The organism is Haladaptatus sp. QDMS2 (genome assembly GCF_029338295.1).
Taxonomy (GTDB): domain Archaea; phylum Halobacteriota; class Halobacteria; order Halobacteriales; family Halococcaceae; genus QDMS2.
Genome location: NZ_CP119791.1, coordinates 924,645 through 942,757, shown reverse-complemented (window position 1 = coordinate 942,757; position 18,113 = coordinate 924,645). Strand labels below are relative to the sequence as shown.

The window sequence follows — 18,113 nt, the reverse complement described above, 5'->3', positions numbered from 1 at the left end:
CCTTGAATATGTGACTCCCTGGCGTGGTTTTGATTAATTGTCGAAATAAAAGCGCCGTTCAAATGTCACGACAATCGGTGCAAACGAGTTGGCCATTCACGTTTACCAAATCGCGCGTAAGCGACCCACAGACCTCACAGATGCTCTGATTCGAGTATTCCGTATCGAGCTGGTCAACCTCTGATATGTTCGGTTCGATCTCAGTTTCTTCGGAGAGTCCGAGATGCCCGAGGATTGATGCCGTGACGAGGTCTTTTTCAGTGACAATTCCGACAGGTTTCTCGTTTTCTAAGACCACCAGTCGGCCGGCATCGCCACGAGTGAGCATTCCGGCTGCTTCTTCGAGGGACATATCGTCGCCGACGGTCACGATGCCCGGATGCATCACGTCAGAGACCGTCGCCTTTTCCGGGTTCGCGCCGTTCAAAAAGAGCGCCAGCATGTCGCCTTCGGTAACGAGCCCAACTGCCTCTTGTCCGCGGAGTACCACGGCACAGCCCTGCCCTTCTTCGCGTAGGAGGTGTGCCGTGTTCACGGCCGAATCGGACTCACTCACCCCGATAAATTCGCGCGTCATCACATCCCGAATCGTGACGGTATCTTCCATATGAGAATAGTTGGCACACTATGGCTAAAAGCTACCCCCATCACGTTTAAGCATACGCCCGCCGTATGTGAGTAATTACGCCGTTTCGAAGTCGAATTCGACGGACGTCCCGACGGCCCGGCACGTCTCGAGGGCGTGTTTTGCCGCCATACCAGCGTCCTGTGGAGAGCGCGCCCGGCCGACACCGACCTTGAGTTCGACGTTCACGGCCTCGCGGACGTGGTCGATTGCGCCCTGGTACGCTGCCTCGTCCATGTCAGGACAGACGGCGATGATGTTGTCCCCACCGACGAAAAACGAGAGCGCCCCGTTTTCCTCGCGCATGTAGCGCATCAGTTCGGCGTAGCCCTGCTCGATGTTGATGAACGTGTCAAATTCGTTCAGTCGGTCCGTGTACTGGCCCGTCGCGTCGTTTACGTCGAAGTGAGCGAGTTGCACGTCCTCAGTCGTTCGGAACTCCTCGTCGATGGTGCGCCCCCGGAGGATTTCCGTCCGCGTCTTGTCCTGTGCGCTGCCCGCCTCCTGTAACTGACTTGTGGCGTCTTCGAGCGCCTGAATCGGCGTCGTTCCCGTCGCGACGCTCAGGCTCACAGTCACCGGGTAGCGGTTGCGCACGGACTCCTGAATCCGGGCGTGGTCCGCAATCGAGAGCCCATTGCTCACGGCAATCATGTTGTCGAAGCGACTGAAGAAGATGTAGCCATCGCGGTTCCCGAACAGTTGTGAGAGGTCGGCGTACAATCGCGACTGGAGGGTCTGGAGGTCGACTTCGCGGCGTGGTTCCGGCGTGACCGTCCAGGGCCCGTAGTTGTCGATTTGGATCAGCGTTATCTGCGTGTTCGTCACGGTTGGTCGGCCCTACGAAGTCCGCGCGTATCTTTCTTTTCGATGTGATTTCGTCTACGAGTCGAACACCCCGTCCGACTGCGTGAAGTCTGCTCGGAACGAACCCAATTCGTCGAGTGCTCGTTTGATGGCGGACAGTTCCGGTTCGTCGTAAGCGTCGTCGGTGGCCCAGGCGTACCGAATCGTCTGGTCGCTATCGACGAGAAACACCGCTCGCTTCGGGACGTGCTTGTGTTCCTCCCACTCGTCGTACAGGACGCCGAACGCCGACGCCACGCTGCCGTCTGTGTCTGACAGCAGGGGGAATTGAAACTGGTATGCCGCCGCGAACTGCTCGTGGGCGTACGTCGAATCGGTCGAGATGCCCCACACGTGCAGGTCGTCAACAAGCGTAAACCACTCTGCGTCCCGAACACTGCACAGTTCCTGCGTACACGCCGGGCTAAAATCGAACGGGTAGAACAGCACCAACACTGCATTCCCGGCCGACGTGTGCGTTGTTAGGTCGTACGATTCACGTCCCCCATTTTGCACGCCCGCCAAAGAAAACGACGGCGCGTGACTCCCCACTGATAACATACCCTGACATCTCATCTCGGAGGCATATATGTTGCCGTTCTGAGAGCACTTCCAGAGGAAAGACTGCCCCTCGGTAGAACCCAGAACAATCGAAATCCGCAGATTAAAACTGCCTGCCCACGGAGTCGGGAAACGATGATTCCCTCGTTCGTCATCGGCATCGCGGGCGGTACCGGTGCCGGGAAGACGACCGTCGCCCGCGAACTCACCGAGGGCGCAGGCGATTCGGTCACCCGCATCCCGCTCGACAACTACTACAAGGACCTCTCACACCTCGACATGGAAGAACGCGCCGAGGTCAACTACGACCACCCGAACGCCTTCGAGTGGGAACTCGTCCGCGAGCACATGCGCGCGCTCATGGAGGGCCAGCGCATCGAGATGCCCCAGTACGACTTTACTATCCACAACCGCCGGGACGAACGCATCACCGTCGCGCCAACGGACGTCATCGTCCTCGAAGGCATCTTCTCGCTCTACGACGAGGCGCTGAACGACATGATGGACCTCCGGGTGTACGTCGAAACCGACGCCGACGTGCGTATCCTCCGGCGCATCCGCCGCGACGTCATCGACCGGGGTCGTGACCTGGACGGCGTCATCCAGCAGTATCTGAACACAGTCAAACCGATGCACGAACAGTTCGTCGAACCGACGAAGAAACACGCAGACCTCATCATCCCAGAAGGAGCGAATCGGGTGGCGGTAAACCTGCTCGCGGACAAGGTACAGGCAGAAATCAACGGCACCGCGACGGAATTACGAGAGGCGTCGAGTCCCGGGCGACCTGAGTAACTTACGCTTTTTGCCGGTCTGGGTTCTCGACGTTCGTGTCGTAGTCCCAGAAGCCACCGCGGCGCATTCCGCGACCGACGGCCTTGTGGAACTCGACGAAGTCCGCGAAGGACTCCTCTGGAACGTGTTCGAAGATGTCAGCGACGCTCACGACGCGCTGGTAGTTGATGCGAATCGGGTGGTCCCCATACTGCTCGACGTAGTCCGCCTTCGCGAGCGGGAAGTCCGCTTCTTCGTTTATCTTCTTCGCGAGGATGGCGTGGCCGTATTTACGCATGCCCTCGCTGCCTTCCTCACCGTCTGGGTCGTGGGGCCAGTCCATGCGTTTTGACAGTCCCGAACTCTCAAAAGGGTTTATGTTCCGGCGGTGGCCGGACGTTTGGATGGGTTTGTCACAATGTTAAACCCCGATTCTGGGTGACTTTCTGCCAGTGCCGGGGGCAGGCATGAACGACCATGAAATACCTCAAGTTCGTCATCTCACCAACCACGCGAGCACTCCACCCAATCGATGAGACAATCGAGTACCATCCGGAAGTCACGCACGAGGCGCTCTTACACGTCGATTCCCTTCCGGACGGCGCTGGCGTCTTGCTGTACCGGTTGCGAGGCGATCCGGGAGCACTGGGACGGTCGCTCACCGCCCACCCCGACGTGCGGGCATACGAACTCGTGGACATGGACGATGACGCCTTCCACATCTACATTCAGGTGGACGCAGACGAAGTCGGTGGCGAACTCATCTCGCTGGTCCACGAGAACGCCCTCATTATCGACACGCCACTCGAATACACGGAAGACGGCCTTCGGGTCACGCTCGTCGGCACTCACGACAGGCTCAGGGAGGCGCTCTGTTCGATTCCAGACGAACTCCACATCTCCGTCGAGCAAGCGGGCGAGTACACACCGGGTCGCGGCGAACTCCTCTCGCCGCTCACCGAGCGACAACTGGAAGTGTTCAAGACCGCCGTCCAGCGAGGCTACTACGAAGTGCCGCGTCGGACCACACACAAGGACCTCGCGAAGAATCTAGACTGTGCGCCGAGCACCGTAGACGAACATCTCAGGAAAGCGGAATCCCACGTCGTTTCCGGCCTCCTCGGCTAATCGCCCGTCACGCCCCGACGTTCACCTGATAGTCCTTCAGGATGTCCCGTCCGATGATGACCGGGTAGGTCATGTGGCTGCGGTCTTCGACGCTCGCCATGAGGGTGTGCGTCCGCCCACCAATTTCGATGGTGACGTCCACGACGGGTCGCGTCTTCCCTTTCTTGTTGCTCCCGGAGACGATGCGCGTGTGGTCAGTGATGGGGCCCGCCCCGATTTCCGCCGCGAGCGAGATGTCGATGCTGGTTCGGGTCGCTCCCGTGTCCGACTTCGCCGTGACCGTCTTCGCGCCGGACGTGCCGTACACCGTCACCTCGTTCGTGTAGCCGATAATCTGTCGCTCCTCCGAGCGTGAATCCGCCGCCTGTTCGACGACGAATGAGGGGGTCGAGTCGTCAAATTCGGCCGCGAGGTCGGCGACGAGCGCTCGGTCCACCGACCCGCCTGCCCGCTCGATGGCGAGGGCTGCGATGTACGGGGCCGGGTTGATTCCGGTCGCGCGAAACAGCCCCTTGAACCCGGCGGTCGGGTTGACTTCGAGGACGTACCAGCCGTCTGTTCCCTCCACGAGGTCGATACCCGCGTAATCGACGCCAACCACGTTCGTCGCCCGGAGCGCGATGTCTCGAACCTCGGCTGTGAGTTCGTCGGTGGCATCTTCGATTTCGCCGCCGAGGGCCACGTTCGTCCGCCAGTCGCCCTCCGGCGCGTGGCGCGTCATCGCGGCGACGACTTCGTCGCCGACCACGTACACCCGAAGGTCACGATGGCGGTCCGGGTCCACCTCGATGAACTCCTGTAAGAAGGCCCACCGATTACCAACCTGCGGAGAGAGCACCTCGTCGGGCGTGACCTTCCACGTCCACCCGCCGTGGGTTCCGATGGCGGTCTTGTACACCGCCTCGTCGTCGAACGCAGACCGCAGTTCGTTCAATCGACCCGGATTGAGCGCGAGTAGTTGGTCGGGAACCGGCAGGCCCGCCTCCGAGAGGCGCACCGCCGTCGAGTACTTGTGCATCGACGTGAGGACCTTCGCCGGGTCGTTGAGCACCGGCTTCAACCCCTTGATGCTATCCGCGAGGCAGAGCGCCTCGATGGTGTAATCTGCCTTCGAGAGCAACAGCCGATTTATCACGATGTCCACGTCGGGCGACAGCGTGGCCGTCCCGTCCTGAATCCGGATTTCCGTGTTGTCTCGCCGGAGCCATTCCGGGTCGTGCCCCAGCGCGTCGATGGCGTTGAGAATCGCCTTCGTCTCTTTCGAGGAGTGGAGACTCAAAACGCCAATACGGAGGTGGCCGGGCGTAGTCATATCTTCTGCTAGCACCTGCCGACACTTGAATTAATCTGCAAACAGGTGGCGAGTTGAAAACAGAGTTGGGGAGTGTACGCTCCGCGGCGCTCACTGAGTTGTTCCTGAAGAAGCGGTGAGAATGGGATTTGAACCCATGAAGCCTTGCGGCTACCAGTTTTCAAGACTGGCGCATTTGGCCACTCTGCCATCTCACCAACACCCCGACATACCTCGGCATCCGATTAAGGCCTGTCGCTTTTCAGTCGCGCATGAGGGCCAGTCCGTCGGCCGACTTCTCGACGCGGAGACCGAGGGCTTCGATAACCGCTGCGGAGTGACGCGGATAAATCCGACCGGCCGCCTGTCGGGCGTTGATGAGGGTGATGGCGGTGACGAGGTCGGACACCGTCTCGACGACGGGGAGGTTCGGGAGGAAATCCACCTCGAACCCGGCGTCGAGGCCGCGGTCGGTGAGCGTCTCGACTGCCGGGGAGGTGTATGCCCCCTCGAAGTTGATTGGGTCGTCGAACCCCGCGTAGTAGACGCGCCCGTCTGTCGAGGGGCCGAGAATCACCGGGTGGCGGCGGAGTTTCATCGCCGCGTTGTCGATTTCCTTGCGCGTGAGGAACATCGCGGTCGGTTCGACGGCAGCGGCGGTCTTGACCTCCTCGCGGTCGAGCAGATGGGTGAGCGTGTTGCCAACTCGGCCCGAGAACGTCTGGCCGACCTGCACCTCGAAGCGGGCGTCCTCGGGTGCGTCGAGGCAGTCCTCGGCCAGGTCGCGCAGTTCGGACTCGACGGCCTGAATCGACTGGTGTTCTTCGGGTAGGTCTTCATCCGCCCGGTAGTTCACGAGGAGGTCGCCGCCGCTGTTCTCGACGGCGCGGAGCACGTCCTTCAGCATCGCGGCGTAGAGGTCAGCGCATTCGTCTTCCGAGAGTGGCGTGGACGCGGCCAACTCGGGGAGTACGAGTCCGGGTCGTGGCGGGTCTGCGAGTACGGCCACCATGGTCATGAAAACAGGTCCGTTCGGCGGGCCCTTGAACCCGCCGTTTGCGGTTCACTCGAGCGATTCTGGAAGTGCCGCCGCGAGCGCGTCGTCCAGCACGCCTGCGGTGAGCAGGTCGTCCACGGCGGCCATGTCGATGTGGAGCTCTCGGTCGTCGGTGAGTGGCGGGACGACCTCCCGAATCACGTCGTAGGCCGCGGCCGTCCCGACGCCGTGGGAGAGGTCGTCATCGACGAATTCTGCGGCCTGTGCGCCACAGAGGAGTTCGACGGCGACGACCATACGGGCGTTTTCGAACGTCTGTCGCGCGTTGTGGGCGGCCTGTGCGCTCATGCTGACGTGGTCCTCCTGATTGCCGCTGACGGGCGTGTTGTCCGTGGAGGCTCGTCCGAAGGATCGACACTCGTTGACCAGCGAGGCGGCCGTGTACTGCGCGATCATCAGTCCCGACCGAAGGCCGCTGTGTTCGGTCAGGAACGGCGGCAGATGGGCTTCCTGGATGTTCGGGTTCACCATGCGGTCGGTTCGCCGCTCGCTGATGGCGGCGAGTTCGGTGAGGGCGCTCGCGACGTAGTCGAGGCGCAGGGCGAGCACCTCGCCGTGGAAGTTGCCTCCGGACAGCACCGCTGCTGAGTCGGTGCCGCTCGCCCGCGAATCGACCTGTCCGCCGGGGAAAATGAGCGGGTTGTCGGTCGCGCTGTTGAGTTCGATTTCGACGGCATCGCGGAGGTGGGAGACGGCTTCTCGAACCGAGCCATGGACCTGTGGCAGACACCGAATCGAGTAGGCGTCCTGCACGCGGTCACAATTGCGGTGGGATTCGACGACTTCTGATTCCGCGGTGAGTCGCTTTACGTTCCGTGCGGTAGCCGCCTGCCCGGGATGGGGGCGGATCGACGAGAGTGCAGGGTCACAGGACGCTGTCGTCCCCATCGTCACCTCAGTGGTAAGTGCGCCGGCCGTGTCGGCGGCCCGGAGGAGTGAGTCTGCGTCCACGACGAGCAACGCGGCGAGGCCGACGGTCAACTGCGTGCCGTTGATGAGCGCGAGCCCCTCCTTCGAGGCGAGCGTGAGCGGTTCGAGACCGACGCGAGCGAGGGCGTCAGCGCCCGAGAGGCGGTCGCCGTCTACGACCGCTTCTCCCTCACCGAGGAGTACGAGCGCCATGTGGGCGAGCGGGGCGAGGTCGCCGCTTGCGCCGAGACTCCCGCGAGATTTCACGACCGGGTGGACGCCTTCGTTGAGGAACGTCACGAGGTGGTCGAGGACGACAGGTCGGACCCCGGAGTAGCCCTTCGCGAGCGCGTTGACCCGGGTGACGAGCATCGCCCGGACCGCTTCGCGGTCGAGTTCACGTCCCGCGCCTGCCGCGTGACTGCGGAGCAGGTTCGTCTGGAGTCGTTCGATATCCTCGCGAGGGATGCGTTCGTTCACGAGTTGGCCGAATCCCGTGTTGACCCCGTAGACCGCCTCTCCGGACTCGACGACGTCTTCGACGCGAGCGCGGGCATCGCGGACGGCACGTTTTGCCTCCTCGGCGACGACCACGGGCGCGTCTTCGCGGGCGACGCGAGCCACGGCTTCCGGCGTCAGCGATTCGCCGTCCAGGACGACCGACTCGGTCATCGGTGACCACCCGACAGAGCGTGTGCAGCGAGCATACCTGCAAATTTGTCGGATTGCGTGAAGTCGGTTTCGAGCGGGCCGTCACACATAGCGAACCTCGCCGTGGAGTCCCGCGAGGAAGTGGGCGACGGCGCGCGCCCCGGCGTGGGCGGTTCGCTTGTCGATGTCGAGGGGCGGTGAGTATTCGACCACCTCGAACCCGGCCACGCGGTGGTCCTCGGCCGCGCGGTGGACGAGTTCGAACAGTTCGCGCGTGGTGAGTCCGCCCGGCGTCGGCGCACTCACGCCGGGGGCCGCAGTCGTGTCGAGGACGTCCAGATCCACGCTCAGGTAGACCGAATCGACGTGTGCCATGTCGTCGAGGATGCGGTCGATGACCGTCACGCCCTCGGTTCCCACCTCGGAGGCGGTGACGATGGTGCCGCCCTTCTCTTCGACGAATTCGGCGTAGGGTCCCGCCGTCTCGAAGTGACGCGCGCCAACCACCGCAAACTCGGCGAGGCCGGATTCGAACAACTGGCGGTAGGGCGTCCCGCTCGTCGGTTCGTCTCCAACCTCTCGGCAGTCGAGGTGCGCGTCAAAACTGATGACGCCGACCGACCCGCGGTCGACGAGCGGACTCACGTTCGGCACGGTGAGCGAGTTGTCACCGCCGAGAAACACCGGGACTACGCCCGTATCGTACACCGCGCTCGTCGCGTCGTAGGCGGCGTGTTGGACCTGGCTCACCGTCCCCTCCGGCAGGGCAACGTCTCCGAGGTCGGCGACCGACTGAATTTCGCGACCCGAGAAGTGGTAGGTCTTCGTCGTCGCCAGCTCCGCCCGCAGGGCAGAGGGCCCACCGTGGGCACCGGGACGCCCGATGACCGCGCCGTCGTACGGTTCACCGACGATGACCGCGTCGTACTCGTCGGCGGAGTCGAGCGAGACGTGAGAAATCACGTCGCCGAACTGTTCGTCGTTCGGGTCGGTCGAATCGCCGTGCCACGACGGCGGCGCCTCGAACGTCATCGCGAGTCGAGCCCCTCCGACTGCGCCAGACTCCGGCGACTCGAAAGCGTGACCGCCTCGCGTTGCTGGTGTCGATACCCCGACGTCCCCTGTAACTCGCGTCCCAGAGCGACGAGATGCGTCCGTAACTGCGTCGCCATAGAACCCCCTTTGCGAATTACCACTATAGTCATGTTGCCAATTGTACAGAATCTGAGACGTCGGGGCACGACCAGCGCGTCGGGTGACTATATTTATGTGTTCCCCGCACGCGCACTCGCACATGACGTGGCAACAGTGGCTCGTACGACTCGTGCTCCTTCTCACCGGTCTCACCTTCGCCGGGGCGCTGGTGAACCTCGTGGTGACCGGCGAACTCGCGACCCCGGCGTCGCTCGTGACGATTGCGCTCATTCTCGTGGCGCTCGGCGGCGCTATCTGGACCGCGAGAAAATCGGCAGAATGGCTCGCCAACCCGTACTGGTAAGCTACCGCCCGCGTCGGCCCTTCGTCTGGCGGTAGTCGCGTCCCATCTCGGCAGAGAGGTGCTTGACGAACTGTTCGTACTCGTCGTCGTCCATGTCTGCCGGGTCGAGCAGCGGAATCAACTCGAAACCCCGTCCGCGAAGCGTCGTCGCGTGACACTCGTCGATGTCGAGGGCGTCCGGGTCACGCGTGGTGTATTCGAACGCGAGCGCCGAGAGCGCCTGCTGGCCGACCGGTACGATAATCTGTGGGTTTATCATCCGGAGTTCGGCCGTCAGATAGCCGTCGCAGGCCATGAGTTCCGCGTCGGTCGGCCCGCGTTCGGGGTGGCGACACCGCGTGGTGTAGGTGAGAAAGACGTTTTCCAGGTCTGGTTCGGCGGCGTCCGGGTCTGACGAACTGAAACCGACCCGTCCGAGCAACTGCTGGAGGCGTTTACCTCCTTCGTTGCCGGTGAAGGGAATTCCCGTCTCGTCTGGACCCGCGCTCGGCTGGCCGCCGACGAAGACGAACTCGGCGCTCACGTCGCCGTAGCCGTGGACGACGTTCGTGCGCGTCTCGCAGAGTTTCTCGCAGTTCTCGCACGCCTCGTCCATGTTGAACGGATTCTTGAGGTTGTCGGGATTCGCCGCCATCACTCGACGTTTTCGGGGTTCCGTGGGTGATAATCGGTTCGGTACTCGCCGACCTTGCCGTCGAGACGGTCCGGGTTGATACGCCCGGCGAGCAGCATGAAGTCCAAGATGGTGAGCGCGAACATCGCCTCGACCACCGGGACGCCGCGCGGGGGCAGGACTGGGTCGTGGCGACCGATGACCTTCTCCTCCTTCTCCTCGCCCGTCTCCCAGTCGACCGTCGTCTGGGTCTTCGGAATCGAGGTCGGCGCGTGCAGCGTCACCTCGCCGTAGATTGGCTGCCCCGTCGTGATGCCACCCTGAATGCCGCCGTGGTCGTTGCCGACGGGCGTCGGGTCGCCACTCTCGTCGAAGGTCCAGTCTTCGTTTCGCTCGTAGCCGGTGTAGGTTCGCGCCTCGCGGCCGAGACCGAACTCGAACGCGGAAGCGGCGGGCACGGCCATCATCGCCTGTCCGAGGCGCGCGGAGAACGAGTCGAAACGGGGTGCGCCGAGGCCGCGAGGGACGCCCTGTGCCTCGAAGTAGATGCTCCCGCCGATAGAGTCGCCCTGCTCCTGATACTCGTTGATGCGCTCACGCATCTCGTCTGCCGTCTCGGGATGCGCACACCGCACCTCGTTTTCCTCAGAATGTTCGAGAATCTCCTCGAACGTCACGTCGGGCGCGACGATGTCGCCAATCTGGTTGACGTGGGCCTTGATTTTGATATCTTGCGTGGCGAGAATCTTCTTCGCGATTGCCCCGGCGGCGACCCAGTTGACCGTCTCCCGGGCCGAGGAGCGACCGCCTCCGCCCCAGTTGCGCGTGCCGAACTTCGCAGAGTAGGTGAAATCGCCGTGGCTCGGACGTGGGGCGGTGATGAAGGGTTCGTACTTCCCCGAGCGAGCGTCCTTGTTCTGGATGGTCATCCCGATTGGCGTGCCCGTGGTGTAGCCGTCTTGTACCCCGCTGTGAATCTTCACTTCGTCGGGTTCGCCGCGACTCGTGGTTATCATCGACTGGCCCGGTTTGCGTCGGTCCAGGTCGCCCTGGATGTCGTCTTCTGTGAGTTCCAGCCCGGCGGGACACCCGGAGACGGTGACCCCCATCGCGTCGCCGTGGCTCTCCCCATAGGTGGTGACCCGGAAGAGGCGGCCAAATTCGTTACCGTTCATTGCAGGCCACTCGGGTGGCCGCACATTTAGTGTTTACAGGACGTGGCGCAAAGTTGCCGCTTACTGGAGGTCGGAAAGCCGACAGACCGCGAATGGACACAACATCTCGTCGGGACTCAGGCTGCCGTGGGAGCCAACCTGGTTCAGTTCGCCGTCGTCGTACCAGACGAATTTGTCGCGGTGAACGGCCACGAGGTCAGGCGCGTGCGCCTCGAAGTGCGCGGAAGGAGTGCGGTCACCGAACAATCCACGCGACGTGTACTCCTCGCGGTCGAACGTGAGAACGTCCAACTCGGCAGAGAGCAGGTCGCGGAGCGGTTCGACGTGCCCCTCGCGAACGTGGAACTGGAGGTTTCGCCCGCATCCAACTGCCGGGATTGGCTCACCGTGTGGACGGCGTTGCAGGTGGTCGTGAAGGCCCGCAATCGTGTTCAGGTCGACGTTCGTCTCTGGGTCGGTGTTGAGGTGGCCGTGGTCCGCTGTGGCGACGAGGAGGGTGTTCTCGGCCACATTTGCGTCCAGTCGCCCGATGAGTTCGCGCTCAACGTGCCCCAGCACTGTCGCCACCATCTCATCGTACTGGGGCGATTCGGTCCCGTGCTGGTGGGAGACGGCGTCGATGTGCGGGACGTATGCGTAGGTGTATGTCGGCCCTTCCGCGGCTTCGAGCGTCTTGCGAACGACTCGGCCCATGTGCGCGAGGTCGCCGTATCCGGTCACGTCCGCCCCGGCCATGGCGAGATTCGAGTGTTCGGACGTCGCGATTCGCTCTGGCATGACGACGTGTGGCGTGGCGAGTGCGTTCGTATACCGTCTGCTCGGGTGGCGAGAGGAGGAGCGTGCCATCCACGCCGTCGAACTTCTTCGGGGCGTAGTCGCCGTCGAGCGTCGAGAACGGCAGCGTCGTGAGCACTTCGTTGAGTTCCTCGTAGTACTGGAACCAGCCGAGCAGGCCGTGTTCGACCGGCTGGGTGCCCGTCGAGATGGTGGTGATAGCTGCCGACGTTTCTGAGGGATACGTCGAAGTGAGCGGCATCACCGTACCCTGCTCGGCGAGCGCTTCGAGGTGCGAATGCTTGTGCTGGTCGCGCGTCCACTGCTCGTAGCCAAAGCCGTCGAGCAGGAGCACGACGACGTGGTCTGCGTCGGTTTCGACGCCTGCGAACGCCTTGTCCGGGAGGGTGCGTCGGGTCGGCGCATCGAAGAGGGAGAGTACCGTGTCGGGAACGTTGGCGAAGCAGAAGCCATCGTAGTCGGGAAAGAGAAAGCCGTCTTCTACGAGACGGTCGCGGAGGGAAGCGGCAACGTCGTCTTGTCGCATTGATACGACGTGGACGGAGCGAGAAAAAGAGGATTGCGGTCTGGCAGGTCACCCCACGCGCTGGTCCACCTGCGCGCCGAGGTCGTAGAGCAGGTCGAAGAAGTTCGGGAACGAGACGTCTACGTGTTCTGCGCCCTTCACCTTCGTCGTCCCTTCTGCGACCAGTCCCGCCACGGCCAGCGCCATGATGATGCGGTGGTCGGCCCAGCCATCGACCGTCGCCCCAGACAGGTCAGATTCGCCGCCCCTGACGATGAGTTCGTCCTGTCGTTCGGTGACCGACGCGCCCATCGTCGTGAGTTCCTCGGCCATCGCGCTCACGCGGTCTGTCTCCTTGAATCGGACGTGTTCGCAGTTCGTAATTCTGGTTTCCCCGTCCGCCACCGCACCGAGCGTGGCGATGGTCGGGAGCAGGTCGGGCGTGTCGCCCACGTCGAACTCGATGCCAGAAAGGTCGGATTTTCGGACGGTGATAACACCGTCATCGTCGTCCCAGTCGATATTCGCGCCCATTTCGAGGAGTACGTCCACGATGGCGCTGTCGCCCTGTGCGCTCGGGTACGCGCCGGTGACGGTGAGTTCGTCCTCGGCGGCGATGGCGCCCGCCGCGAGCAGGTAGGACATCGAAGAGAAGTCCCCGGGGACGTGGTACTCGCCGTCTTCGGGTTCGTAGGTCTGGCCGCCGGCGACCGCAAAGCCGTCCTGGGTGGGTTCAGCTTTGATGCCGAAGTCGGCGAGCACTTCGAGCGTGATATCGACGTAGGGGGCCGATTTGAGTTCGGTTTCGAGGTGGATGCCGATGCCGTCCGCTGTGGTCGCCCCAGCCATGAGCAGGGCAGTGATGTACTGGGAGGACACGTCGCCCGGAATCGAGACTTCGCCGCCGGAGAGCGCGCCGCGAATCACGAGCGGGGCCTGCCCATTGTCGCGGGTGCTCTCGGCTCTGACGCCGAGTTCGGTGAGCGCGGTGAGCAGTGGTCCCTGTGGCCGAGAGCGAAGCGAGCGGTCGCCGGTGAGTACGGTGATGCCGTCTGCGAGCGCGGCGGTGGCCGTCACGAGGCGCATCGTCGTCCCGCTGTTCGCACAGTCGATGATGTCGGCGGGCGTCCCTGGTTTTCCGCCAAAGCCGGAGATATCGAGGCCCTCGTCGACTTCCTCGACGTTGCCGCCGAAGGCTTCCACGGCCCGGATAGTCGCCTTCGTGTCAGCACTGATGAGGGGGTCGTAGACGAGTGCGCCGTCGGCGTAGCCGGCGGCGAGAATCGCCCGGTGAGAGTAGCTTTTCGACGGTGGGGCCTTCGCGCTCCCCGACACGGTCGAGTGAGAGATGTCAACGTCCATGGCGCTACCAATGGGACGACCCGGTATCAGGATACCGGACACGGACAGGTCTGCCACGTCAAAATGCGTCGCCCCGGTAGGGTTTTAGCCCTCCCTCACACATCCCTGAATATGCAACCGGACTTCTCTAAACTCGACGACGCCCTCGACGACGCAGGTGCAGACGGCTTTCTCATCTACGCGTCGAGCGACGATTCGAACCAGCGCTACCTCTCCGGGTTCGACGCTCCCGACCCCTTCATGGCCCTCTACGACGGCGCGGTTCACCTCCACGTCTCGCCGCTCGAATATGGACGAGCGAAAAAAGAGAGCGGCGCGGCCTCGCTCTCGCGGCCGAGCGACTTCGGCTACCGCGAACTCGTCGAAGAGCACGGGCGAATCGGGGCTTCCCACCGCGTCCACGCACGGTTCCTCGAATCCCACGACGTCGAATCCGTCCTCGTCCCGATGGACTTCCCCGTCGGAAAGGCAGACGGCCTCCGCGAGCAGGGCATCGCGGTGACCGCAGACGAAGACGACATCCTCAAAGACATCCGCGCGGTCAAATTGCCCCAGGAGATCGCCCACGTCCGGGCGGCACAGAAGGCAAACGAGCAGGCGATGCACACCGCCGAGATGCTCATCCGCGAGGCGACGGTCGAAGACGGCGTCCTCCACTACGAGGGCGAGCCGCTCACTTCAGAGCGCGTGCGCCAGGAAATCGAACTGACGCTGCTGCGCCACGGGTGTGCCCTCGACGAGACCATCGTCGCCTGTGGCGCTGACGCCGCAGACCCCCACGACCGGGGCAGTGGCCCACTGCTCGCAAACGAGTCCATCATCGTGGACATCTTCCCCCGCGACAAGGAGAGCAAGTACTTCGCCGACATGACCCGCACCTTCGTCAAGGGGACGCCGAGCGACGAACTCCAGGCGTGGTACGACATCACCGACGAGGCGCTCGAAGCCGCACTCGACGCGGTGAAACCCGGCGTGACCGGCGAGGAAATTCACAACGTCGTCTGTGACATCTACGAAGAGGCAGGCTACCCGACGCTCCGGTCCGACGAGACGACCGAAGTCGGGTTCATCCACTCGACGGGCCACGGCGTCGGTCTCGACATCCACGAGTGGCCGGCGCTCGCCCCGCAAGGCTACGAACTGGAAGAGGGCCACATCATCACGGTCGAACCGGGGCTCTACGACCCCGAAGTGGGTGGCGTCCGCATCGAGGACATCGTCGTCGTCACCGAGGACGGCTACGAGAATCTGACCGATTACCCCAAAGAATTCGTCCTCCCCTAGGCAGTCTTCGTGGTTACGTTCTCGACCCACGCCGGCTTTTCGACGGTTACGGACTCTGTAAGCGTCACGCGGTATGTGAGTTTCGTGCGGGTATAGCTTCGTGGCTCGTCGAGTCGACTTCCTGCGACGTACAAATTGATTCCGTGAACGACCCCCTGTTGGTCGACGAGAAGGTGCCCTTTCGCCGCCGTGATTGAGCGATTGTCGTACGTCTCTGCGGGCTCGGTCAAATTGTACACGATGAGTGTCGTTCCCTCCCGTTGAATCACGTCCGTGGCCGTGTACTCGCCAATCTCGAGGGCGACTTCCAGATAGCGCGTGCTGGTATCGATACCGGCTTGATGAACGTCGTGTGGCGACCACTGTTCCGGTGTGTCGTAACCGTACGACGGGTCCTCGTCACAGCACCTGAAGTACCGACCCGACCGATTGACGTACTCTTCGTGCGTATCCCCTGGAAATTTTTGCAGCGTGTACGCGGCGGGTTCAGTCGGGTTGCTCTCGAAGTACTGGATTCGGTTCCACGTCCGCTGGCCGTCGGTGGAACTGATCACAGCCCTCATGGTGTAACTGCGCTCGGCGAGTGCCACACTCGAATTATTCACGATGCGTGAGGGGTCGGTGAACCCAGCTTTCGACGCCCCGGGAGGATACTCGACCGTATCAAGTGTCGGTGAGCCACCAAACGGAACGTCATTCCCGTCGGTAAGCGACGAGAACGGGCCGCCAGAGCATCCAGCGAGGACGAGGGAGAGACAGCATAGAGACGAAAAAATCATTCGAGAATACATAATTCAACTATTCAGACATGTGGGATATAGCTTACTCCGCATTCAGGGAAACGAACCCCTTTTTGCTTCCGCCCCGGTAGGTCGCAGACATGGAACTGCTGGTCGTCGGCGCGGGCGCGATGGGCCGCTGGTTCGCCCAGAGCGTCGCAGACGAATGGGAGATTACGTTTGCCGACACCGACCCAGCGGCCGCAACCGCCGCCGCAGAATCCGTCGGCGGCGACACCGTCTCACTCGCGGCAGACGACCAGTTCGACGTCGTTTGCGTGGCCGTCCCCATGTCCGTCGTCGGACGGGCCATTGAAGCCCACGCCCAGAAGGCGACCGCCGCGCTCCTCGATTTGAGCGGCGTCATGGAGACGCCACTTGCGGTGATGGCAGAACACGCCCCCGATGCAGAGCGAGTGAGCCTCCACCCCCTCTTCGGCCCGGACAACGCACCCGGGACGATTGCGGCCGTCTCCCAGACCGGCGGGCCGGTCACCGAAACCCTCATCCAACTGCTCGAAGCCGCCGGGAACACGATTTTCGAGACGACGGCCCGCGAACACGACGAGGCGATGGAGACGGTCCAGGCGAAGGCCCACGCCGCCATTCTCGCCTTTGCACTCGCCGCAGAAGAGGTGCCAGCGGAGTTTCACACGCCCATCTCGGCGGGACTGTTCGACTTGGTTTCACAGGTCACCGCTGGGACGCCGCGTGTCTATGCCGAGATTCAAGAGACGTTCGAGGGCGCAGCCGACGTCGCCGAAGCCGCACGCAGAATCGCCGAATCAGATGCAGCGGGCGTAGAAGCCCTCTATCGCGAATCACGACGATGAAACAGAAACAACGCACGCAGGTCGTTTCGAACGCCAAGTACCTCCGCTCGGTGAGACCCATCGACCCGGACGAGATTTTCGAATACGTAGACGGGCAACCCCACCCGGCCGTCGTCAGACAGGTGCTCCGTGAACACGCCGTCGAACTCGGTATCGTCGAGGCGGGCGACGGAACTTTCGTTCCGGCCTCTGACGACCCGATATCGACCACATTCCACGGGGTGAAGGCGTTTCCCGCCGCGTACGCAGAACGCCTCGAAGACCGCATCGTGGGTCAGTACGGACCGGGGTGGCCCAACGGTGAGGGCGGCGACGTTCTCCGCCACACCATCCGCAAGCTGAAAGAGGACTACTTCGCCCAGAACCCGGTCGAGTACGACGAGGTGGCCGCGCTCGCCTACGCCGTCTACCACCTGCCCGACTACTACGCGAGCACCCAGTACGTGTTCGCGGACATGCTTCGCCACGGCCTCGTGAGTGAACACACCAGAATCCTCGACGTGGGCGCAGGAACGGGTGGCCCGGCGCTCGGCATTCACGACCTGTTCCCCGAGGACGCGCTCGTCGATTACCACGCGCTCGAACCGAGCGAGAGCGCAGACATCTTCGAGCACATGCTCGCGGAGACGCGCGACACCTTCCGGACGACTGTCCATCGCGAGACAGCAGAGGACTTCCAGCCGAGCGAAACCTACGACGTCGTGCTGTTCTCGAACGTCCTGAGCGAACTCGAAGACCCCGTTTCCGTCGTCAGGAAATACGAAAAGCACCTCGCAGACGACGGCTCTATCGTCGCCATCGCCCCCGCAGACCGGAACACGAGCATCGGTCTTCGGCAGGTCGAGCGAACCGTCGAAGACGGCCTCTCGGTCTGGGGACCAGCGGTGCGTATCTGGCCAGGATTCAAACCCGAAGACGAGGGCTGGTCGTTCGACGTCAAACCCGACCTCGAAGTGCCGCCGTTTCAGGCGCAACTCGACCGGGCTGGCGGCGGTTACGGTGAGTTCGAAAACGTCGATGTCCAGTACTCCTGGACCGTTCTCCGGACGGACGACAAACAGCGCCTCGACATCGACCCGAACATCAACCTGTACGCCCGGATGAACGAGATGGAAAAGCACGTCACGAAGCGCATCGACCTGCTCGCGGTGAAGTTGAGTCACTCGCTCTCCGACGGTGACTCCCACCAACTGTTCAGAATCGGCGACGGGTCGGAGCGAATCGACCACTACGCCGTTCGGACGAAAGAAACGTCGCTAAACGCGCCGCTCGCCGACGCCGACTACGGCGATCTGCTCATCTTCGAGAACGTGCTCGTCCTCTGGAACGACGACGAAGAGGCGTACAATCTCGTCGTGGACGGCAAGACGACGGTCGATTCGATGCCAGCGTAGGCGAGGTGTTTTTGCCCCGGCGTCCGCATGAGA

21 protein-coding genes, 1 tRNA gene and 1 pseudogene are annotated in these 18,113 nt (G+C 62.9%); 7 read left to right on the top strand and 16 right to left on the bottom strand.

All coding sequences use genetic code 11. The features are described from left to right. Positions 1–58: 58 nt before the first annotated feature. The 3 genes from P1M51_RS05260 to P1M51_RS05250 all read right to left on the bottom strand — a co-directional run bounded on the left by P1M51_RS05260 (position 59) and on the right by P1M51_RS05250 (position 2,032). Positions 59–607, bottom strand: a complete 549-nt coding sequence (locus P1M51_RS05260; protein WP_276247137.1) for a cyclic nucleotide-binding/CBS domain-containing protein — start codon at positions 605–607, stop codon at positions 59–61. 75 nt (positions 608–682) lie between these two features. Continuing rightward, positions 683–1,453, bottom strand: a complete 771-nt coding sequence (locus P1M51_RS05255) for a GTP cyclohydrolase III (protein ID WP_276247136.1) — start codon at positions 1,451–1,453, stop codon at positions 683–685. Between the two features lie 54 nt (positions 1,454–1,507). After that, complete coding sequence (locus tag P1M51_RS05250; protein WP_276247135.1) at positions 1,508–2,032, bottom strand: redoxin domain-containing protein; 525 nt, start codon at positions 2,030–2,032, stop codon at positions 1,508–1,510. Positions 2,033–2,167: 135 nt separating this feature from the next. Here P1M51_RS05250 and udk point away from each other — a divergent pair, with 135 nt between their 5' ends. Next, positions 2,168–2,827 (top strand): uridine kinase, encoded by a 660-nt coding sequence (udk, locus tag P1M51_RS05245; RefSeq protein WP_276247134.1) that lies wholly within the window; start codon positions 2,168–2,170, stop codon positions 2,825–2,827. 1 nt (position 2,828) lies between these two features. On the opposite strand, the gene P1M51_RS05240 is transcribed toward udk, so the two are convergent. Continuing rightward, complete coding sequence (locus P1M51_RS05240) at positions 2,829–3,149, bottom strand: DUF5785 family protein (protein ID WP_276274865.1); 321 nt, start codon at positions 3,147–3,149, stop codon at positions 2,829–2,831. A gap of 134 nt (positions 3,150–3,283) precedes the next feature. Here P1M51_RS05240 and P1M51_RS05235 point away from each other — a divergent pair, with 134 nt between their 5' ends. Next, a complete protein-coding gene (locus tag P1M51_RS05235; protein WP_276274864.1) occupies positions 3,284–3,934 on the top strand; it encodes a helix-turn-helix domain-containing protein in 651 nt (216 codons plus the stop codon). A gap of 7 nt (positions 3,935–3,941) precedes the next feature. On the opposite strand, the gene P1M51_RS05230 is transcribed toward P1M51_RS05235, so the two are convergent. The 6 genes from P1M51_RS05230 to P1M51_RS05205 form a co-directional block, all read right to left on the bottom strand. Continuing rightward, positions 3,942–5,246, bottom strand: coding sequence for a RimK family alpha-L-glutamate ligase (locus P1M51_RS05230; RefSeq protein ID WP_276274863.1), 1,305 nt, complete (start codon positions 5,244–5,246; stop codon positions 3,942–3,944). A gap of 113 nt (positions 5,247–5,359) precedes the next feature. After that, positions 5,360–5,443: transfer RNA gene (locus P1M51_RS05225), tRNA-Ser, on the bottom strand. A 44-nt stretch (positions 5,444–5,487) separates the two neighbouring features. Continuing rightward, entirely contained in the window at positions 5,488–6,243 is a 756-nt protein-coding gene (locus P1M51_RS05220) for a hypothetical protein (RefSeq protein ID WP_276247130.1), read from the bottom strand. Positions 6,244–6,288: 45 nt separating this feature from the next. Continuing rightward, positions 6,289–7,863, bottom strand: coding sequence for a histidine ammonia-lyase (gene hutH, locus P1M51_RS05215; protein ID WP_276247129.1), 1,575 nt, complete (start codon positions 7,861–7,863; stop codon positions 6,289–6,291). A gap of 81 nt (positions 7,864–7,944) precedes the next feature. Then, on the bottom strand, positions 7,945–8,874 hold the full coding sequence (hutG, locus tag P1M51_RS05210; protein WP_276247128.1) for a formimidoylglutamase: 930 nt from the start codon (positions 8,872–8,874) through the stop codon (positions 7,945–7,947). Continuing rightward, the gene (locus P1M51_RS05205) at positions 8,871–9,014 is read right to left on the bottom strand and encodes a hypothetical protein (protein ID WP_276247127.1); all 144 of its coding nucleotides are present in this window, start codon (positions 9,012–9,014) and stop codon (positions 8,871–8,873) included. Before P1M51_RS05205 ends, hutG begins: the two co-directional genes overlap by 4 nt. Before the next feature lie 122 nt (positions 9,015–9,136). On the opposite strand from P1M51_RS05205, the gene P1M51_RS05200 reads away from it, so the two are divergent. Further along, the gene (locus P1M51_RS05200; protein WP_276274862.1) at positions 9,137–9,340 is read left to right on the top strand and encodes a hypothetical protein; all 204 of its coding nucleotides are present in this window, start codon (positions 9,137–9,139) and stop codon (positions 9,338–9,340) included. A 1-nt stretch (position 9,341) separates the two neighbouring features. Here the strand turns inward: P1M51_RS05200 and P1M51_RS05195 are convergent, their stop codons facing one another. The 4 genes and pseudogenes from P1M51_RS05195 to P1M51_RS20105 all read right to left on the bottom strand — a co-directional run. Continuing rightward, positions 9,342–9,974: a uracil-DNA glycosylase family protein gene (locus P1M51_RS05195; protein ID WP_276247125.1), complete on the bottom strand. Its 633-nt coding sequence runs from the start codon at positions 9,972–9,974 to the stop codon at positions 9,342–9,344. Then, positions 9,974–11,128 carry a chorismate synthase gene (gene aroC / locus P1M51_RS05190; RefSeq protein ID WP_276247124.1) on the bottom strand — a complete coding sequence of 385 codons (1,155 nt, stop codon included), beginning with the start codon at positions 11,126–11,128 and terminating at the stop codon, positions 9,974–9,976. Before aroC ends, P1M51_RS05195 begins: the two co-directional genes overlap by 1 nt. A gap of 60 nt (positions 11,129–11,188) precedes the next feature. Then, entirely contained in the window at positions 11,189–11,974 is a 786-nt protein-coding gene (locus tag P1M51_RS05185) for an alkaline phosphatase family protein (RefSeq protein WP_276274861.1), read from the bottom strand. Between the two features lie 127 nt (positions 11,975–12,101). Beyond that, positions 12,102–12,257 (bottom strand): annotated as a pseudogene (locus P1M51_RS20105) (alkaline phosphatase family protein); the annotation flags it as partial. Here P1M51_RS20105 and P1M51_RS05180 point away from each other — a divergent pair. Then, positions 12,201–12,452 (top strand): hypothetical protein, encoded by a 252-nt coding sequence (locus P1M51_RS05180; RefSeq protein WP_276274860.1) that lies wholly within the window; start codon positions 12,201–12,203, stop codon positions 12,450–12,452. The pseudogene P1M51_RS20105 and the gene P1M51_RS05180 sit on opposite strands and share 57 nt — an antisense overlap. Positions 12,453–12,497: 45 nt before the next feature. Here the strand turns inward: P1M51_RS05180 and aroA are convergent, their stop codons facing one another. After that, positions 12,498–13,790: a 3-phosphoshikimate 1-carboxyvinyltransferase gene (gene aroA, locus P1M51_RS05175; protein ID WP_276247122.1), complete on the bottom strand. Its 1,293-nt coding sequence runs from the start codon at positions 13,788–13,790 to the stop codon at positions 12,498–12,500. Positions 13,791–13,901: 111 nt separating this feature from the next. On the opposite strand from aroA, the gene P1M51_RS05170 reads away from it, so the two are divergent. Then, complete coding sequence (locus P1M51_RS05170; RefSeq protein ID WP_276274859.1) at positions 13,902–15,074, top strand: Xaa-Pro peptidase family protein; 1,173 nt, start codon at positions 13,902–13,904, stop codon at positions 15,072–15,074. Here P1M51_RS05170 and P1M51_RS05165 read toward each other — a convergent pair. After that, positions 15,071–15,637, bottom strand: coding sequence for a hypothetical protein (locus tag P1M51_RS05165; RefSeq protein WP_276247120.1), 567 nt, complete (start codon positions 15,635–15,637; stop codon positions 15,071–15,073). The two genes, P1M51_RS05170 and P1M51_RS05165, sit on opposite strands and share 4 nt — an antisense overlap. Before the next feature lie 317 nt (positions 15,638–15,954). Between P1M51_RS05165 and P1M51_RS05160 the strand changes: the two genes are divergently transcribed. Continuing rightward, a complete protein-coding gene (locus P1M51_RS05160; RefSeq protein WP_276247119.1) occupies positions 15,955–16,686 on the top strand; it encodes a prephenate dehydrogenase/arogenate dehydrogenase family protein in 732 nt (243 codons plus the stop codon). Next, positions 16,683–18,080, top strand: a complete 1,398-nt coding sequence (locus tag P1M51_RS05155; protein WP_276274858.1) for a small ribosomal subunit Rsm22 family protein — start codon at positions 16,683–16,685, stop codon at positions 18,078–18,080. Before P1M51_RS05160 ends, P1M51_RS05155 begins: the two co-directional genes overlap by 4 nt. Positions 18,081–18,113 lie beyond the last annotated feature (33 nt).

Excerpts from the sequence above, each read along its gene's own strand:
- P1M51_RS05260 (WP_276247137.1), bottom strand. The coding sequence starts at position 607 with ATGGAAGATACCGTCACGATTCGGGATGTGATGACGCGCGAATTTATC.
- P1M51_RS05250 (WP_276247135.1), bottom strand. The coding sequence starts at position 2,032 with ATGTTATCAGTGGGGAGTCACGCGCCGTCGTTTTCTTTGGCGGGCGTG.
- udk (WP_276247134.1), top strand. The coding sequence starts at position 2,168 with ATGATTCCCTCGTTCGTCATCGGCATCGCGGGCGGTACCGGTGCCGGG.
- P1M51_RS05240 (WP_276274865.1), bottom strand. The coding sequence starts at position 3,149 with ATGGACTGGCCCCACGACCCAGACGGTGAGGAAGGCAGCGAGGGCATG.
- P1M51_RS05235 (WP_276274864.1), top strand. The coding sequence starts at position 3,284 with ATGAAATACCTCAAGTTCGTCATCTCACCAACCACGCGAGCACTCCAC.
- P1M51_RS05230 (WP_276274863.1), bottom strand. The coding sequence starts at position 5,246 with ATGACTACGCCCGGCCACCTCCGTATTGGCGTTTTGAGTCTCCACTCC.
- P1M51_RS05220 (WP_276247130.1), bottom strand. The coding sequence starts at position 6,243 with ATGACCATGGTGGCCGTACTCGCAGACCCGCCACGACCCGGACTCGTA.
- hutH (WP_276247129.1), bottom strand. The coding sequence starts at position 7,863 with ATGACCGAGTCGGTCGTCCTGGACGGCGAATCGCTGACGCCGGAAGCC.
- hutG (WP_276247128.1), bottom strand. The coding sequence starts at position 8,874 with ATGACGTTCGAGGCGCCGCCGTCGTGGCACGGCGATTCGACCGACCCG.
- P1M51_RS05205 (WP_276247127.1), bottom strand. The coding sequence starts at position 9,014 with ATGGCGACGCAGTTACGGACGCATCTCGTCGCTCTGGGACGCGAGTTA.
- P1M51_RS05200 (WP_276274862.1), top strand. The coding sequence starts at position 9,137 with ATGACGTGGCAACAGTGGCTCGTACGACTCGTGCTCCTTCTCACCGGT.
- P1M51_RS05195 (WP_276247125.1), bottom strand. The coding sequence starts at position 9,974 with ATGGCGGCGAATCCCGACAACCTCAAGAATCCGTTCAACATGGACGAG.
- aroC (WP_276247124.1), bottom strand. The coding sequence starts at position 11,128 with ATGAACGGTAACGAATTTGGCCGCCTCTTCCGGGTCACCACCTATGGG.
- P1M51_RS05185 (WP_276274861.1), bottom strand. The coding sequence starts at position 11,974 with ATGGCACGCTCCTCCTCTCGCCACCCGAGCAGACGGTATACGAACGCA.
- P1M51_RS05180 (WP_276274860.1), top strand. The coding sequence starts at position 12,201 with ATGCTTGTGCTGGTCGCGCGTCCACTGCTCGTAGCCAAAGCCGTCGAG.
- aroA (WP_276247122.1), bottom strand. The coding sequence starts at position 13,790 with ATGGACGTTGACATCTCTCACTCGACCGTGTCGGGGAGCGCGAAGGCC.
- P1M51_RS05170 (WP_276274859.1), top strand. The coding sequence starts at position 13,902 with ATGCAACCGGACTTCTCTAAACTCGACGACGCCCTCGACGACGCAGGT.
- P1M51_RS05165 (WP_276247120.1), bottom strand. The coding sequence starts at position 15,637 with ATGAGGGCTGTGATCAGTTCCACCGACGGCCAGCGGACGTGGAACCGA.
- P1M51_RS05160 (WP_276247119.1), top strand. The coding sequence starts at position 15,955 with ATGGAACTGCTGGTCGTCGGCGCGGGCGCGATGGGCCGCTGGTTCGCC.
- P1M51_RS05155 (WP_276274858.1), top strand. The coding sequence starts at position 16,683 with ATGAAACAGAAACAACGCACGCAGGTCGTTTCGAACGCCAAGTACCTC.